The sequence below is a fragment of the Streptomyces sp. AMJ-169 genome (assembly GCF_055597585.1).
On the sequence record NZ_JBVLTJ010000008.1, the window covers coordinates 126,964 to 143,132 of the forward strand.

The 16,169-nt window shown below is 71.6% G+C and carries 14 protein-coding genes; 8 read left to right on the plus strand and 6 right to left on the minus strand.

The annotated features are described in order from the left end of the window. Positions 1-76: 76 nt before the first annotated feature. The 5 genes from ACYUD3_RS21220 to ACYUD3_RS21240 form a co-directional block, all read right to left on the minus strand. Positions 77-1,555, minus strand: coding sequence for a GntT/GntP/DsdX family permease (locus ACYUD3_RS21220; RefSeq protein ID WP_470972154.1), 1,479 nt, complete (start codon positions 1,553-1,555; stop codon positions 77-79). Beyond that, positions 1,552-2,451 carry an NAD(P)-dependent oxidoreductase gene (locus tag ACYUD3_RS21225; RefSeq protein WP_470972155.1) on the minus strand — a complete coding sequence of 300 codons (900 nt, stop codon included), beginning with the start codon at positions 2,449-2,451 and terminating at the stop codon, positions 1,552-1,554. The genes ACYUD3_RS21220 and ACYUD3_RS21225 overlap by 4 nt, the downstream gene beginning before the upstream one ends. A gap of 42 nt (positions 2,452-2,493) precedes the next feature. Beyond that, positions 2,494-3,888 (minus strand): four-carbon acid sugar kinase family protein, encoded by a 1,395-nt coding sequence (locus ACYUD3_RS21230; RefSeq protein ID WP_470972157.1) that lies wholly within the window; start codon positions 3,886-3,888, stop codon positions 2,494-2,496. 60 nt (positions 3,889-3,948) lie between these two features. Then, a complete protein-coding gene (locus tag ACYUD3_RS21235; protein WP_470972159.1) occupies positions 3,949-4,635 on the minus strand; it encodes a FadR/GntR family transcriptional regulator in 687 nt (228 codons plus the stop codon). 121 nt (positions 4,636-4,756) lie between these two features. Next, positions 4,757-5,887, minus strand: coding sequence for a PP2C family protein-serine/threonine phosphatase (locus ACYUD3_RS21240; RefSeq protein ID WP_470972160.1), 1,131 nt, complete (start codon positions 5,885-5,887; stop codon positions 4,757-4,759). Positions 5,888-6,141: 254 nt separating this feature from the next. Between ACYUD3_RS21240 and ACYUD3_RS21245 the strand changes: the two genes are divergently transcribed. Then, on the plus strand, positions 6,142-6,375 hold the full coding sequence (locus ACYUD3_RS21245; protein WP_470972162.1) for a hypothetical protein: 234 nt from the start codon (positions 6,142-6,144) through the stop codon (positions 6,373-6,375). A 192-nt stretch (positions 6,376-6,567) separates the two neighbouring features. Then, entirely contained in the window at positions 6,568-7,353 is a 786-nt protein-coding gene (locus ACYUD3_RS21250; protein ID WP_470972163.1) for a VOC family protein, read from the plus strand. 151 nt (positions 7,354-7,504) lie between these two features. Here ACYUD3_RS21250 and ACYUD3_RS21255 read toward each other — a convergent pair whose 3' ends face one another. Continuing rightward, positions 7,505-8,452, minus strand: a complete 948-nt coding sequence (locus ACYUD3_RS21255; protein ID WP_470972164.1) for a methionyl-tRNA formyltransferase — start codon at positions 8,450-8,452, stop codon at positions 7,505-7,507. A gap of 236 nt (positions 8,453-8,688) precedes the next feature. On the opposite strand from ACYUD3_RS21255, the gene ACYUD3_RS21260 reads away from it, so the two are divergent. The 6 genes from ACYUD3_RS21260 to ACYUD3_RS21285 all read left to right on the plus strand — a co-directional run bounded on the left by ACYUD3_RS21260 (position 8,689) and on the right by ACYUD3_RS21285 (position 16,141). Continuing rightward, positions 8,689-10,038 carry a lysine N(6)-hydroxylase/L-ornithine N(5)-oxygenase family protein gene (locus ACYUD3_RS21260; RefSeq protein WP_470972165.1) on the plus strand — a complete coding sequence of 450 codons (1,350 nt, stop codon included), beginning with the start codon at positions 8,689-8,691 and terminating at the stop codon, positions 10,036-10,038. Between the two features lie 96 nt (positions 10,039-10,134). Further along, positions 10,135-11,193 carry a FecCD family ABC transporter permease gene (locus ACYUD3_RS21265; protein ID WP_470972167.1) on the plus strand — a complete coding sequence of 353 codons (1,059 nt, stop codon included), beginning with the start codon at positions 10,135-10,137 and terminating at the stop codon, positions 11,191-11,193. Further along, positions 11,190-12,251, plus strand: a complete 1,062-nt coding sequence (locus ACYUD3_RS21270) for a FecCD family ABC transporter permease (protein WP_470972168.1) — start codon at positions 11,190-11,192, stop codon at positions 12,249-12,251. Before ACYUD3_RS21265 ends, ACYUD3_RS21270 begins: the two co-directional genes overlap by 4 nt. A gap of 40 nt (positions 12,252-12,291) precedes the next feature. Continuing rightward, positions 12,292-13,152: an ABC transporter ATP-binding protein gene (locus ACYUD3_RS21275; RefSeq protein WP_470972170.1), complete on the plus strand. Its 861-nt coding sequence runs from the start codon at positions 12,292-12,294 to the stop codon at positions 13,150-13,152. A 120-nt stretch (positions 13,153-13,272) separates the two neighbouring features. Further along, positions 13,273-14,325, plus strand: coding sequence for an iron-siderophore ABC transporter substrate-binding protein (locus ACYUD3_RS21280; RefSeq protein WP_470972519.1), 1,053 nt, complete (start codon positions 13,273-13,275; stop codon positions 14,323-14,325). 34 nt (positions 14,326-14,359) lie between these two features. Further along, a complete protein-coding gene (locus tag ACYUD3_RS21285) occupies positions 14,360-16,141 on the plus strand; it encodes an ABC transporter ATP-binding protein (protein WP_470972172.1) in 1,782 nt (593 codons plus the stop codon). Positions 16,142-16,169 lie beyond the last annotated feature (28 nt).

Consider the following 16,169-nt stretch of genomic DNA (forward strand, 5'->3'; position numbering starts at 1 on the left):
CTCAGGGTTGCCTCTGAGGCAAAAAGGCGACCGGAATGTACCGGATGGGTGTCTTGAAGGGGTGGGCGGCCCAGCGTCACAGCAACGCCCACACCACCGCCGTCAGCGCGAACCCGGCGAAGCCCATGACGGTCGTCAGCACCGTCCACGTCCGCAGCCCCGACGCCACGTCCAGTCCGGCGAGCCGGGTGAACATCCAGAACCCGGCGTCGTTGATGTGCGAGAAGGCGAGCGCGCCGGCGCCCATCGCCAGCGCGACCAGGGACAGTTGAGCGGTCGTCAGGTCCGCCCGAGCCAGCAGCGGGGTCAGGATGCCCGCCGTCGTGATCAGCGCGACCGTCGCCGAACCCTGCGCGATACGCAGCGCCAGCGAGGTCAGGAAGGCGAGGAACAGGGCGGCCAGGCCGGTGCGTTCGAGGACGTCGGCTATCGCGTCCCCGATGCCGCTCGCGACCAGCACCTTCCCGAACACCCCGCCCGCGCCCGCGACCAGGATCACCATCGCGACCGGCGGCAGCGCCGACCCCATCACCTCGGCGATCCGCGCCCGGTCCCAGCCGCGCCGCGCCCCGAGCAGCCAGCCGCACAGCGCGACATCCAGCAGCAGCGCCACCATCGGCGCCCCCAGCACCGTCAGCACCGCACGCGGCGCCGACCCCTCGGCCAGGGTGTTCTGGCCGACCGTGCCGACCAGGATCAGCAGGATCGGGAAGACGATGAGCGCGAGGACCATGCCGAACGAAGGGGCGGGGGCGCCGTCCTGGGCGGTGACGGGTTCGGCGAGCAGGGTGGTGGAGCCGCTGCCTGAGGAGCCGGCCTCTTCAACTCCGGCCGCCGACACGGCACTTGCCGAACCCTCCGCAACTCCGGCCTCGGAAAAGGCACTTCCCGCGACCGTCTCCTCCCCATACACCTCCGCCCGCACCGCCGCATCCATCGGATACTCCCGCCGAGTCATCCGCCCGGCCACCGCATACCCGATCAGCACCACGACAGCCGTGATCGGAATCCCCATCATCAGCATCAGCCCCTGGCTCGCCCCGATCGCCTCCGCGACCGCGACCGCCCCCGGATGCGGCGGCAGGAACGCGTGCACGGTGAGCATCGCCGCGCCCATCGGCAGCGCGTACACCAGCAGCGGCCTACGGGCGGCGCGCGCCACCCCGTACGCGATCGGCATGAGGATGATCAGGCCGACCTCGAAGAAGACGGGGATGCCGAGGACGAACCCCGCGACGGTGAGGGCCAGCGGGGTGCGCCGGGTGCCGAAGCGGTCGATGAGGGAGTGGGCGAACGCGTGGGCGCCGCCGGAGAGTTCGATGATCCGGCCGATCATCGCGCCGAGGGCGATGATGGTGGCGATATGGCCCAGCGTGGACCCCATGCCGTCCTCGATCGTCTTCACGAGATCGGCGGCGGGCACCCCCGCGACCAGCGCGACGACGATGCTGACGACGACCAGCGCGACGAACGGCTGCACCTTGGCCTTGATGATGAGCAGCAGCAGGAGCGCGACCCCGCAGGCCGCCACGGCCAGCAGGGCGTCGTGGCTCATCGCGCCGCTCCCGGCGAGAGCACCGTCACCACGGAGGAGTCGTCGCGCGCGCCGAGCCCGGCCGCCTCGCCGAGCAGGTACAGCTGTTCGGCGGCGGCGGCCAGCGGCACCGGCACGTGCGCGTCGCGCGCGACACCGGTCACGATCCCCATGTCCTTGACGAAGATGTCCAGCCGCGACTTGACCTCCGGCTCACCGCCGCCGTCGTACAGCTGGACCATGCGCGGGCCCCGGTCGGCGAACATGAACGAACCGGCGGCGCCGTGCCGCAGGCTCTCCACGACCGTCTCCGGGTCCAGGCCGAGCCCGCGCGCGAGGGCGATCGCCTCGGCCGCGGCGGCGATGTGCACACCGGCCAGCAGCTGGTTGACGGTCTTCATCGCCTGCCCGTCACCCGCGCGCGGCCCCACGACCGTCAGCGTGGACGCCAGCAGCTCAAGCACCGGCCGCGCCGCCTCCAGCGCCTTCTCCCCGGCGCCCACGACGATCAGCAGATCCCCGTTACCGGCCCGCACCGGACCCCCGCTGACCGGGGCGTCGACCGTCGACACCCCGTTCTCCGCGAGCCGTTCGGCCGTCGCGCGCACCGCGTCGGGGCCGACCGTGCTGGTGAGGACGACGACAGCGCCGGGCCGCAAAGCCTCGGCAGCGCCGCCGGCCCCGAACAGGGCGCCCTCGACCTGGAGTTGGTCGCGCACGGCGACGAGGACGACGTCCACGTCCCGCACCGCCTCCGCGGGTGACGAGGCGTCAGTTGCACCCTCGGCGGCGAGTGTTGCCCGCCGGGCGGCGTCGATATCGTAGACGGACAGGGGGAGTTGGGTCGCCAGCCGGCGGGCCATGGGCAGGCCCATGGCGCCCAGGCCGAGTACGGCGGTGCGGGGGCGGGTGGACATCTTCGTCCTCCTAAAAGGGGTGTGCTGAAGGGGAGTTGGGGGTCATCTGAGCAGGTCGAGGGCGTCGGCCAGCGCCTCGTCGGCGCCGACGTTCCCCGCGAAGACGACGTACGGAATGCCCGCCGCCGGGCCGTCCACCGGCTCCCAGAGGGAGACGATGCCCGGCAGCAGCGTGCCGCGCGCCCAGGCGCGGCGGATCTCCAGGCCCTCGGTCGCGGTGTCGCTGGAGGTGATGCCGCCCTTGGCGACGACGAACGCCGGTCGGCGCAGCGCCGTGACCCGGCGGACCGTCTCCACCAGCGCGGCCGAGATCCGGCGGGAGATGGCGAGGCTGTCGTCGGCGTCGGCGCCCGTCACCAGCGTGCGCGAGGTGCGGATCACGACGTCCGCCCCGGCCATCGCCTCGGCCGCGGCGGACGCGACCGACGCGACGTGCTGGTCCCGGTACTCGTCCAGCAGCTGGGAGACGTCGAGTTCGAACTCGGCGATCCCGCCGCGCTCCCGCAGCCGGTCCAACTGCCGTGTCGTCAGCGAGACATGGGAGCCGACGACGACCAGCCCGTGTGCCGCGCCGCCGCGCAGCGGGCCCAGCTCGGCCCGGGTGAGCGGCGGCCGGGCCTCCTGCCCGGCGCGGGCGCGCACGAACGACGGCCCGACCCGGTACAGCAGCCGGGTGCCCTTCGCCCGCGCCGCCGCGAGCGCCAGCACCCGCAGATCGTCGTCGCACACCGCGTCCACGACCGCGACGCGGCCCTCGCGCAGCGAGCCCAGCATGCGGGCCGTGTGCTCGGGGCCGCCGCCGCGCAGGTCGTTCAGGGTGATGCGCAGCACCTCGTCGGCGGTCACCTTGCCGTGCGTCTTCTCCGCGACCCACTCCGGCAGCGCCGAGTTGCGGTAACCGAAGGTCGCGTCCCGCGCGAACTCGCTCTCCCCGACCGGGAGCAGCCCTTCCGGCGTGCGCATCCAGTGCATCGAACCGACCGTGAGCCGGCCCGCCTCGATGTACGCGGGGACCAGGACGACGCCGTCGACGCCGCCCAACTCCTCGGCCAGGACGTCGGTCTCGAGCGGGAAGTGGCCGCGCAGCGTCGAGTCGCCCCGGCTCGCCAGGACGTACTCCACCCCTTCCGAACCGGCCGCCGTGCGCAGTGCGCGGGCCACCTCGCGGCCTCGGGCGGCGGCGTCCTCGGGGGACAGGCTGCGGGTGTTGGTCAGGACGAAGAACGCGGGCGTGTCCTGGCGCACCGCCCAGCGCAGGTCGTCGACCGACCAGGAGGTGAGGACCGGGAGGCCGGCGACGGTCTGGGTGCCGGTCGGGTCGTCGTCGAGGACCACCAGCTTCGGCGCGCCCACGAGCTGGGCGGCGACCTCGGCGGCGGACACCTCGCGGACCGGGGGCAGGGCGGCGAGCACGGCCGCCTCGGGGGAGGAGGGCATGGGGGAACTCCGGCTCTGTGCAGATGAGTTGACGAAGCGTCAGTGAAAAAGAAGGGAGTGTCAGAACTTCTTGATGACGTGCGTGCGCAGGTCTTCGGCCGTCTGGTTCATGTGCCCGTCCATCGCGGCCCGCGCCGCCTCCGGACTGCCCGACTCCAGCGCGGCCAGCACCCGTTCGTGGTGCGCGATGGCGTGCGTGCGGATCGCCGGCACCGCCGACGTCTCGCGCCGCCCCTCGACCAGCAGCCGCCCGAAGGGCTCGAACAGCAGCGGCACGAAGAGGTTCCCGCTGGCCCGCATCACGATGTCGTGGAAGTCGATGTCCGCCTGCACGAACAGCTCGGTGTCGGCGTTCGCCGCCGCCTCCCGCATCAGCCCCAACTGCCGCCGCAACTCCCGCAGATCGTCCTCGGTGCGGCGCAGCGCGGCCAGCTCGCAGGCCCCGTTCTCGATCAGCCGGCGCGCCTCGATCAGCCGCTCCGACAGCGAACCGGTCCGGGAGGCGGCCCGCACGACGGGCTCCAGCGCGGTCCACCGGTCCGGCGGATTGACGTACGTCCCCCGGCCGCGCACCACGCGGACGACGTTCTGCGCGCGCAGCGACTTCACGGCCTCGCGCACGGTCAGCCGGCTCACCCCGCCGCGCTCCGACAGCTCGCCCTCGGGCGGCAGCGCGGAGTCCGGCGGGTACTGGCCGTCGATGATCGCGGCGAGCAGCTGCTCGGTCAGGTCGTCGGCGAGGGACATGACGGCTCTCTCCAGATAAAGCGCGAGACATCAGACGTCTGATGTCATGTGCCGGAAACAATGACAGCGCTAAGGAGGGTGCGTCAATACATAGGAACCGGCTGGTTGTGCGGGCGCCGGCTCAGCGGGCCCCGGGCCGGGGAGCGCGCCGCACGGTGAGCACGGCGACGTCGTCGTGCCGTCCGCCCTTCCCGGCGAACGCGCGCGCGTCGTCGTACAGGACCCGCGGCAGGGCGGTGGGGGAGTGGTCGCAGAGGGCGGTCAGGCGGGTCTCGGCCGGGTAGAAGGTGCCGTCGGCGGCGCGGGTCTCGGTGAGGCCGTCGGTGCTGAGGACGAGCGTCGCGCCGTCCGGGAACGGGAACCAGCCGACGGTCGTCGGCTCGTCCGCGAGCACCGCGAGCCCGAGCGGCACCCCGGAGTCCAGCTCCGGCACGGTGACCTTCCCGTCGTGCACCAGATAGGGCAGCACATGCCCGCAGTTGACGGCCTGCACCTCGTCGTCCATGTCCACCCCGAGCACGAGCGCGGTCACGAACCGCTCGTCCTCACCGGTGTCGGTGGCGTAGGAGTTGTGGCGCACGACGGCGGCGTCCAGGGCGTCGGCCAGTGCCGTCAGGGTCGGCTCGCGGTGGGCGGCCTCGCGGAAGGCGCCGATCACGGCGAAGGCGGCGCCGACCGCGGCGAGGCCCTTGCCCTGGACGTCCCCGATCAGGACGCGGGTGCCCCAGGGCGAGTCGACGACGTCGTAGATGTCCCCGCCGACCAGCCGATCCTCCTGGAGCGGCTCGTACACGCCGTTGACCAGGACGTCGCCGGTGACGAGGGGGAGGGGGTGCAGGATGTGCCGCTGCATCGCGGCGGCCGTGGAGCGCAGCCGGAACGTCTCGCGCTCGCGGCTGATCCGGTAACGGCACGCGTAGACGGACGCCACGGCCAGCGCGATGGTGATCAGCAGCATGAGGATCCGGTCGAGCCAGTGCCCGCCACCGCCGCGCAGGACGACGGTCGAGCCGACCACGAGTATCGTCCACGCCGCGACCGCCGCCGTCTGCCGCACCGTGCACAGCGCCGCCGCGGCCCCCGGCAGGAACACCAGCAGCCCGAGCAGCAGCACCGCCGACCCCGACACCTCCCCGAGCGTCTCCACCACCACCGTCACCGAGAGAACGAGCGCCGCGAGCCGGGCGTTCCCGGGCGGCTCGATGGCTTCGACGGTCTCGGCGGGTCTGGCGGGGCGGCGGCTGGTGGCCATGTGGACTCCTGAACAGGGGCTGATCTCCTCATACCGTATGCATCCGGCGCGGGGTGCGGTGCATCGGCCCGCCGTACTTGTAAGTAGCGTCCAGGGAGGGGCCGGTGCGGTCCTCCTTTCGAGTGGGCGGCGGGGTTTTGCGGCGCGTAAGGCGCCGGGCGGCGTATGCCGTCGGCAAACTCTGCTGCGGAGCCGCCGGAGCAGTCGGTCCTGGGGCTCCCCTTGTTCACCCGTCTCTCCTGTCAGGAGTCATCATGCGTATGCGGACCACCCTCGCCGCCGGAGCCCTCGCCGTCGCCGCCGTCCTGGGCAGCGCCGGCACCTCCCTGGCCGACGGCCGCCACTACGACGGTCCCCGTTCCGAGGGCGACATCGCCGCGTGCGGCATGGCCGCCGGTGCGGGCGGGGGCCAGGCGTACTACATCAACGGCTGCGGCCAGGCCCACTGGGAGGGCGTCTTCCAGGGCACCAAGGGCCTCGGGTTCTGATCCCAGGCGTCCCGGCAGTCTGAACGGCACCTCTTCGGAGGTGCCGTTCGCCGTTTCCGCGCGGCTCGCGGCGCGGCGGGTGCCCGCCGCTGAGGGGGCCCGGCGCATTTCACGCCCGGCGATTGTCAGTGCCGGATGCCAGACTGACTCGCGTCGGAACAATCCGTCGAAATCACACTGAAAGGTACCGCCATGCTCAGCACGGACTTCGTCACCGGCTCGCCGAACTGGATCGACCTCGGCAGCCCCGACCCCGCCGCTGCCGCCGCCTTCTACGGCGCGGTCTTCGGCTGGGAGTTCCAGTCGGCGGGGCCCGACTCCGGCGGTTACGGGTTCTTCCAGAAGGACGGCAAGACCGTCGCGGCGGTCGGGCCCCTCATGGAGGAGGGCGCGAGTTCGGCCTGGACGCTGTACTTCCAGACGCCGGACGCGGACGCCACGGCCAAGGCGGTGGAGCAGCACGGCGGACGGGTCCGCAGCGCGCCGTTCGACGTCTTCGACGCGGGGCGGATGGCCCAGCTCACCGACCCCGCCGGGGCGGACTTCGCCGTCTGGCAGCCCGCGGCGGTCAAGGGACTTGAGAAGACCTCGGAGTCCGACGCCCTGTGCTGGGCGGAACTGCACACGGGGGACCTGGGAGGCGCGCTCGGCTTCTACGGGGCGGTGTTCGGCTGGCGTTCACAGACGATGGACATGCCGGGGATGAGCTACACGGTGCTCTCCACCGGCGAGGGCGACCAGCAGGACGCGTCGTTCGGGGGCGTCGCCGGACTCCAGGGCGAGGCGGAAGAGGCGAGCTGGATCCCGTACTTCGCGGTGGACGACGCGGACGAGACCGCCGCGCGGGCGCAGGGCGGCGGAGGGTCGGTGCTGATGCCGGCCTCCGACATCCCGGACGTCGGGCGGATGTGCTGGCTGACGGACCCGTTCGGAGCCCCGTTCGCCGTGCTCAAGCCGCAGCCGCCGCAGGCCGCGTAAGAGACCCAGCCGCCGCAAGCTGCGTAGAACCCCCGGTCGCCGCGGGTCTGACGATTGGTCCCCTCCGCCACCGCGTCCGAAGGGTAGGGCGACGGAGCGCGGCGGTAGAGGGGCTGCTGTCGGCCCCGGGACCGTACCGGGGCCGACAGGATCAGGGGGTGGTGGTGAGGTAGCCGCCCATGGTGACGAAGTAGTCCGCCGCCGTCAGTTCGCGGCCCTCCTCCGTGCGGACCCGCGTGATGGCGAGGCCCTTGTTGCGGCCACCGCGGGCGTCCGCGCCCGCCACGATGACGACGCCCTCGCCCTCGCGGTAGAAGATCCGCCCCGGCGTACCGCCGTAGTCGGCCTCGGAGACCACCGCCGCGAGCACCTCCAGCCGCTTGCCCTTGTGGTAGGTGTACGCGCTCGGGTACGGCGCCGACTGGGCGCGCACCAGGCGCTCCAGGACCTCCGCCGGCCAGGACCAGTCGATGCGGCTGTCGATCTCCGCGCGCTTGTGGAAGAAGCTCGCCTGCGAGCGGTCCTGCCGGGTGAACTCGGTCTCACCGGCGGCGATCCGGCCGAGGGCGGCGATGGTGACGGGGGCGATGAGGTCGCAGGTCTTGTGGAAGAGGTCCGTCGTCGTGTCGTGCGGACCGACCTTCACCGACTCCTGGCCGACGATGTCACCGGCGTCCAGCTCGTCGTTCATCATGTGCGCAGTGACGCCGACTTCGGGCTCGCCGTTGATGAGCGCCCAGATCAGCGGGGAGAACCCGGCGTACTTGGGCAGCAGCGAGTCGTGGATGTTGAGGGTGCCGTTGCGGGGCAGGGCGAAGATGCGCGGCGGGATCCACGTACGCCAGTTGTTGGCGACGATGATGTCCGGGTCGGCCGCCTTGAGGGCCTCGAACAGCTCCTCGTCGTCGGGGCGGTTGCGGATCAGGACGGGGACGCCGTGCTCCTCGGCGAGATCGGCGACCGAGTCGCTCCAGATCTTCTCGTAGGCGTGCTCGCTCTTGGGGTGCGTCACGACCAGGACCACGTCGTGCTCGGAGTCCAGGAGGGCTCGCAGGGTGCGGTGCCCCCAGGTCTGGTAACCGAACATGACGACCCGCATCTGGGTTCCTCCTCAGGGCAGTGGTGACCGGGGTAAGTAAAGCAAGGCTAACCTTAGCTTTCAACGGGGTGGCAGTGATCCGCAGTTGAAGTTCACTCACCGCACCGCCCGGCTCGACAGCTGAACCGGATTAGCTTAGGCTCACCTAAGTTCTGAGCGTGCCGCTCCGTCGGCGTGCCCACTTTCCCTACTTTCCCCCGCCTGATCAGGCGACTGCCCCGCACGATGGGAGAGACATGTCACAGGTTCTTCCTGGTGACGCACCACTGGTCCACGACCTCATTGGGATCGGCTTCGGCCCGTCCAATGTGGCCATGGCGATCGCGCTCCGTGAGTACAACGCAAGTGCCGGCGGACAGCAGGCGGTGACCGCCCACTTCTTCGAGCAACAGCCGAAGTTCGGCTGGCACCGCGGCATGCTGATCGACGACGCGACCATGCAGGTGTCCTTCCTCAAGGACCTGGTGACCCTCCGCAACCCGAGCAGCGAGTACAGCTTCCTGTGCTACCTCAAGGCTCAGGGCCGGCTGATCGACTTCATCAACCACAAGAACCTCTTCCCGCTGCGCGTCGAGTTCCACGACTACTTCGAGTGGGCCGCCGCGAAGGTCGACGACATGGTCTCCTACGGCCATGAAGTCGTCGGCGTGGAGCCGGTGTCGCGCGACGGAGTCATCGACTACCTGGACGTGACGGTCCGTTCGGCCGACGGGCTCGCCGTCCACCGCGCCCGCAACCTCGTCATCGGCACCGGCCTCAGGCCCGCCATGCCCGAGGGCGTCGAGCGCGGCGAGCGGCTGTGGCACAACTCCGACCTGCTGCGCCGGGTCGAGGAGCTGGACGGCACCGCCCCGGAGCGCTTCGTCGTCGTCGGCGCCGGCCAGTCCGCCGCCGAGAACGTCGCCTACCTCCACCGCCGCTTCCCCGGGGCCGAGATCTGCGCCGTCTTCTCCCGCTACGGCTACAGCCCGGCCGACGACAGCAGCTTCGCCAACCGGATCTTCGACCCGGAGGCCGTCGACGACTACTTCGACGCGCCCGCCGACGTCAAGCGGCGGCTGATGGACTACCACGGCAACACCAACTACTCCGTGGTCGACATCGACCTGATCGACGACCTCTACCGTGAGTCGTACCGGGAGAAGGTCCTCGGCACCGAGCGGCTGCGCTTCCTCAACGTCTCCCGCGTCACCGGCGCCACCCAGACCGCCGAGAAGGCCACCGCGACCGTGACCTCGCTGGTCACCGGCGAGGAAACGGTTCTGGACGCCGACATCGTCGTCTTCGCCACCGGCTACAGTCCCGCCGATCCGCTGGGTCTGCTCGGGGACGTCGCCGACCGCTGCCTGCGTGACACCGAGGGCCGCGTCAGCGTCCAGCGGGACTACCGCATCGTCACCGACCCGGCGCTGACCTGCGGTATCTACCTCCAGGGCGGTACCGAGCACACCCACGGCATCACGTCGTCGCTGCTGTCCAACACGGCCATCCGCGTCGGCGAGATACTCGACTCGCTGCTGGAGCGCGGTCTCAAGTCGGCCCCCGACGCGGCCCGCACCCTCGCCGCCGACGGCGCGGCACGCTGAGCACCGGACCTCCGGAGCCCGCCCGGCTCCGGAGGCCCAGCAAGACCCCCGAGCGGGCCGAAAGCCCTGACAGAGCGAAGAGATAACGTACGACGAATGGGCACGACAACAGTGCAGCGCCCCGCTCCCGGGCGGACAACTCCCGCGCGCGGCAAGCGGATCGCGGGCCTCGGCATCCTCGTCGCGGCGGTGCTGGCGACGGCGGCGCTGTCGCTCGCCGTCGGCGCGCGGGCGCTGAGTCCCGCCGAGGTCTGGCACGGCCTCTTCGCCGGCCACGAGAGCGACCAGCGGCTCACCGAGATCCGCCTCATCGTCCAGACGGTACGGGTGCCGCGCACGGTCCTCGCGGTCGTCGCCGGCATCGCGCTCGGCGTCGGCGGCGCGCTGATCCAGGGCTACACCCGCAACCCCATCGCCGACACCGGACTCCTCGGGGTGAACGCGGGCGCGTCCTTCGCGGTCGTCACGGCGATCTCCCTGTTCGGCCTCAGCAGCCCTTACCAGTACGTGTGGTTCGCGTTCGCCGGGGCCGCCGCGGCCGGGGTGGTCGTCTTCGGGCTCGCCAGCATCGGGCGCGGCGCCGGCAATCCGCTGACCCTCGCCCTCGCCGGGCAGGGCATCACCGTCTTCCTCGCCGCGATGACCACCGCGATCGCCCTCGGCGACCAAGCCGCCCTGAACGCCCTGCGGTTCTGGAACGCGGGCTCGGTCGCCGGGGTCGGCTTCGGCGTCATCGGCCCCGTGGCCCTCTTCATCGGCGTCGGCCTGATCCTCGCCGCGACCACGCTGCCGTCCGTCAACCTGCTCAACCTGGGCGACGACGTGGCGCGCGGACTCGGCGTCAACATCGCGCTCACCCGGGGCATCGGCATCACCGCGATCACCCTCCTCGCGGGCGCGGCCACCGCCGCCTGCGGGCCGATCGCGTTCCTCGGCCTGATGGTCGCCCATGTGGCGCGCTATCTCACCGGGCCCGACTACCGCTGGCTGGTGCCCTACGCCGGGCTGCTCGGCGCGATCGTGCTGCTGGTCGGCGACATGGCCGGCCGACTGGTCGTGCGCCCGGGTGAGCTGGACGCCGGAGTCGTCGTCGCGCTGCTCGGCGCCCCCTTCTTCGCAGTGCTGGTCTGGCGCGGAAAGTTCAAGAACGCATGAACGGTACGGACGTCAAAGCGGCGGTGACACCGGGCGTACGGCTCGGCTCGGTGTCGTTCGTGTGGCGGCCCTGGCTCGCCCTGGTCACGCTGGTGCTGGCGGCGCTGGCCTTCCTGGTCTTCTGTCTGTCCATCAGCATCGGCGACTTCCCCATCGACCTCTCGCGGGTCGTCGCCACTGTCTTCGGCGGCGGCGAACAGGTCGACAAGTTCGTCATCATGGACCTGCGCATGCCGCGCGCCCTCGCCGGGCTCGTCGTCGGCGTCGCTCTCGGCGTCTCCGGCGCGCTCACCCAGTCCATCGCCCGCAACCCCCTCGCCAGCCCGGACATCCTGGGCATCACCGGGGGCGCCAGCGCCGTCTCGGTGTTCCTGGTGACCGTCTCGGGCGGTACAGCCGCGGCGATCGCCGACACCGTCGGGCTCTCCGTCGCCGCCCTCGCCGGCGGGCTCGGGACCGGGCTGCTGGTGTACTTCCTCGCCTGGCGGCGCGGCATCGACGGGTTCCGGCTCATCCTGATCGGCATCTCCGTGTCGGCCGTCATGGAGGCGCTCACCACCTGGATGCTCGCCAAGGCCGACATCCGCGACGTCGCCCGCGCGCAGGCCTGGCTGGTCGGCTCGCTCGACAACCGGTCCTGGAGCGAGGTACGGCTCGCGCTGTGGTGCACGCTCGCTCTGCTGGTCGTCGTGGCGTGCGTGGCCTTCCAGTTCAAGCCCCTGCACTTCGGCGACGATGTCGCCGCGGGCCTCGGGGTGCGGTACTCGGCGGTGCGCTCGGTGATGCTGCTGTGCGCTGTGCTGCTGGCCGGGGTCGCGGTCAGCGCGGCCGGGCCCGTGCCGTTCGTGGCGCTGGTCGCGCCGCAGGTGGCGATGCGTCTGACCCGGCACCCCACGCCGCCGTTGGCCGCCTCCGGGCTCACCGGGGCGGTCCTGCTGATCGGCGCCGACCTCGTCGCGCGCGCCGCGCTGCCCATGACGCTGCCCGTCGGCGTCGTGACCGCCGCGATCGGCGGACCGTTCCTTGTGTATCTCTTGGTGCGGGCGAACATCAGATAACTGGTACAAAGGTTAGGCACACCTAAATAAAGGGGGCCTTGTGGTCGCTCAGCACATCACCGAGATCGAGTCCGCGCCGCAGGCCGTCGCCCGCCTGACGGCCCAGGGTGTCACGGTCGGATACGGCGCCCGGAGCGTCATCGACGGACTCGACGTGGCGATCCCGCCCGGCGTGATCACCACCATCATCGGCCCCAACGGCTGTGGTAAATCAACCCTGTTGCGCACCCTGTCCCGGCTGCTGAAGCCCACCAGCGGCTCGGTCGTCCTCGACGGCGACGACATCGCGCGGCTGCGCACCCGGGACGTCGCGAAGAAGCTCGGCCTGCTCCCGCAGACCCCGGTCGCGCCCGAGGGCCTGACCGTCGCCGACCTCGTCGCCCGGGGCCGCCACCCGCACCAGAGCTGGCTGCGCCAGTGGTCCTCCGACGACGCCGACGTCGTCCAGGAAGCCCTCGCCATGACCGGGGTCGCCGATCTCGCCGAGCGGCCCGTCGACTCGCTCTCCGGGGGGCAGCGGCAGCGGGTGTGGATCTCCATGACGCTCGCTCAGGGGACCGACCTGCTGCTGCTGGACGAGCCGACCACCTACCTCGACCTCGCGCACGCCCTCGACGTGCTCGACCTCGTGGACGACCTCCACGAGTCGGGGCGCACCGTCGTCATGGTGCTGCACGACCTCAACCTCGCCGTCCGCTACAGCGACCACCTGGTGGTCATGAAGGACGGCGCGATCCTCGCGCAGGGGCACCCGCGCGACGTCGTCGACGCGGAGCTGCTGCACGAGGCGTTCGGGCTGCGCGCCCTGGTCGTCGACGACCCCGTCGGCGACCGCCCGATGATCGTGCCCATCGGCCGCACCCACGTCCATGCGCCCGCGGACGCCCAAATACAGGCGTGACCACGGCGATTGCTGTGATTAGGGTAGGCTAACCTCACCATTCCGGGTAAGGTTTGCCTGCCCTTGCACAGGGCGCACCTTCACCAGGCGCAGTGACCGTAAGAAGACAAAGGAATGCGGATGCTCCTCCAGATGCACAGAAGGCCGTTGCGACGGCTGGCGGCCTCGCTGGCCGCGGCGGCCCTCGGTGTCGGCCTCCTCGCGGGCTGCGGCTCCAGCGACACGAAGGACAGCACTGAGAACGCGGGCGCCACGCCTTCCGCCGCCTCCGGCGCCTTCCCGGTCACCGTGGAGCACTACTTCGGCTCCACCACCGTCAAGAAGGCCCCCGAACGCGTCGTCACCGTCGGCTACACCGACGACCAGACCGTCCTCGCCCTCGGCACCAAGCCCGTCGGCATGGTCGACCAGTACCCCAACCCGGCCGGCCAGAGCCCCGACATCAACACCCAGTGGCCCTGGGTCAAGGACAAGTGGGGGACCACCAAGCCCGAGGTCATCATGGCCAACGGCGACTCCGGCCCCAACTACGAGAAGATCGCGGCTCTTCGGCCCGACCTGATCATCGCGGTCTACTCCGAGATCGACAAAGCGGCCTACGACAAGCTCTCCCAGATAGCGCCCACCGTCGGCCGCACCAAGACCGAGAAGGAGCCCTTCAGCGCCCCCTGGCAGGACAACGCCCTCCAGATCGCCAAGGCGCTCGGCAAGGAGACCGAGGGCAAGACCCTCATCCAGGGTGTCCAGGACAAGCTCGCCGCCGCCAAGAAGGCCCACCCCGAGTTCGCGAACCAGACGGCCGTCGCGCTGTCCTGGTACAAGGACTCCATCGCCGCCTTCACCTCCACCGACGTCCGCGGCCAGCTGCTGACCGGCATGGGCTTCAAGTACCAGACCGGCATCGACAAGGTCGCCGGCGGCAACTTCTCCACCCAGCTCTCCCCGGAGCGCGTCGACCTCGTCGACGTCGACCGCGTCATCGTCATCAACGACAAGGCCGACACCGAGGCGCTGAAGAAGTTCCAGCTCTTCGCCAACCTCGGCGCCGTCAAGAACAACAAGGTCTCCTACCTCCTCGACAGCGAGGGCCCGGCCGTGGGCGCCGCCATGTCCCAGGCCACCCTGGCGTCCCTGCCCTACTCGATCGACCAACTGGTCAAGGCAGTCAGCTGACGATGACGAACCGATCAACCCCCCTGGGCGCGGCGTGAGTACGACCGAACTGCGCCCCGCCGCCCCGGCCGCGCTGCGCACGGCGACCGGACGCGAGGCCGCCCGCTGGGTCGCCGCGCACTGCCGCGAGGTCCCCGGACTGACCTCGGCCACCGTGCTCACCACGGTGGCCGGGGCCGCCCTCCAGGTCCTCCCGGTGCTGCTGCTCGGCCGCGTCGTCGACGGCGTCACCGCCGGCGACGACCGCTCCCTGCTGCTCACCATCGGGGTGACGATCGTGGCCGCCGCCCTCCTCGGCGCGGCGGCCACCGCGGCCTCCACCTACCTCATCGGCCGCCTCGGCGCCGACCTGCTGGCCCGGTTGCGTGAGGGCGCCGTCCGCGCGGTCCTCGGCATGCCGAGCGCCCGCGTCGAACAGGTCGGCCGCGGCGACGTGCTCTCCCGCGTCGGCGACGACGTCGCCGTCATCTCCCGCGGCATCCGCACGGCGATCCCCACCGTCTTCTCCGCCGGCGTCCTCGTCACCATCGCCACCGCCGGCATGTTCGGCCTCGACTGGCGGCTCGGCCTCGCCGGCGCCGGCGCCCTGCCCGCCTACGCCTTCGCCCTGCGCTGGTACCTCCCGCGCTCCGCCCCCCTCTACCGCAAACAGCGCGTCGCCCAGGCCGCCCGCGCCCAGGCCCTGATCAGCGGCCTCGACGGCATCGACACCGTGCGCGCCTACCGCCTGGAGGACACCTTCCGCGAGAAGGTCGACCAGGAGTCCTGGCGGGTGCGCGACTACGGCATCGAGGTCTTCCGCTTCTTCGGCCGCTTCGTCGGCCGCGAGAACCGCGCCGAGTTCATCGGCCTCACCCTCATCCTCCTCGTCGGCTACGCCCTCCTGGAGGCCGACGCCGCCACCCTCGGCGCCGTCTCCGCCGCCCCCCTGCTCTTCCACCGCCTCTTCACCCCGCTCGGCGCCATCATGTTCACCTTCGACGAGGCCCAGAAGTCCGGCGCCAGCCTCACCCGCCTCGTCGGCGTCCTCGGCGAGGACACCGAACAGCGCCTGGTCGGCGACAGCGCCCCGGGCACCGGCGCGCACGCGGTGACCGTCGAAGGCCTCACCTTCCGCTACCCCGGGACCGACGAACCCGTCCTCAGGGACGTCAACCTCTCGATCCCGCAAGGCGGTTCACTCGCCCTGGTCGGCGCGACCGGCGCCGGGAAAACCACCCTCGCCGCCCTCATCGCCGGCATCGGCACCCCCGAGTCCGGCTCGGTCCGCATCGGTACGACCGACCTGGCCGACCTCGACGAGGCCGGAGCCCGGTCCCTGGTGAGCATCCTCACCCAGGAGAACCACGTCTTCTCCGGCACCCTCGCCGACGACCTGAGGCTCGCCGCACCCGACGCCACCGACGCCGAACTCCTCGACGCCCTCGGCACGGTCGGCGCCGGCACATGGGTCGACGCCCTCCCCGACGGCCTCGCCACCCTGGTCGGCGAGGGCGGCGAACGCCTCGACGTCACCAAGGTCACCCACCTCGCCCTCGCCCGGCTCGTGCTGACCCGCACCCCGGTCGTCGTCCTCGACGAGTCCACCGCCGAGGCCGGCAGCGAAGGCGCCGCCGAACTGGAACGCGCCGTCCTCGCCGCCTGCGCCGGCCGCACCACCCTCTTCGTCGCCCACCGCCTCACCCAGGCCATGGCCGCCGACCGCATCGCCGTCCTGGACGCCGGACGCGTCGTCGAAGAAGGCACCCACCAGGACCTGGTGGCCCTCGGCGGACGCTACGCGCGCCTGTGGCGGGCGTGGCGCGAAGGCAGCTAGCCCCCCCCAAGGCGGACCGGAGAGCGGC

Coding starts and splice junctions, on each gene's coding strand:
- ACYUD3_RS21220 (WP_470972154.1), bottom strand. CDS start 1,555: ATGAGCCACGACGCCCTGCTGGCCGTGGCGGCCTGCGGGGTCGCGCTC.
- ACYUD3_RS21225 (WP_470972155.1), bottom strand. CDS start 2,451: ATGTCCACCCGCCCCCGCACCGCCGTACTCGGCCTGGGCGCCATGGGC.
- ACYUD3_RS21230 (WP_470972157.1), bottom strand. CDS start 3,888: ATGCCCTCCTCCCCCGAGGCGGCCGTGCTCGCCGCCCTGCCCCCGGTC.
- ACYUD3_RS21235 (WP_470972159.1), bottom strand. CDS start 4,635: ATGTCCCTCGCCGACGACCTGACCGAGCAGCTGCTCGCCGCGATCATC.
- ACYUD3_RS21240 (WP_470972160.1), bottom strand. CDS start 5,887: ATGGCCACCAGCCGCCGCCCCGCCAGACCCGCCGAGACCGTCGAAGCC.
- ACYUD3_RS21245 (WP_470972162.1), top strand. CDS start 6,142: ATGCGTATGCGGACCACCCTCGCCGCCGGAGCCCTCGCCGTCGCCGCC.
- ACYUD3_RS21250 (WP_470972163.1), top strand. CDS start 6,568: ATGCTCAGCACGGACTTCGTCACCGGCTCGCCGAACTGGATCGACCTC.
- ACYUD3_RS21255 (WP_470972164.1), bottom strand. CDS start 8,452: ATGCGGGTCGTCATGTTCGGTTACCAGACCTGGGGGCACCGCACCCTG.
- ACYUD3_RS21260 (WP_470972165.1), top strand. CDS start 8,689: ATGTCACAGGTTCTTCCTGGTGACGCACCACTGGTCCACGACCTCATT.
- ACYUD3_RS21265 (WP_470972167.1), top strand. CDS start 10,135: ATGGGCACGACAACAGTGCAGCGCCCCGCTCCCGGGCGGACAACTCCC.
- ACYUD3_RS21270 (WP_470972168.1), top strand. CDS start 11,190: ATGAACGGTACGGACGTCAAAGCGGCGGTGACACCGGGCGTACGGCTC.
- ACYUD3_RS21280 (WP_470972519.1), top strand. CDS start 13,273: ATGCTCCTCCAGATGCACAGAAGGCCGTTGCGACGGCTGGCGGCCTCG.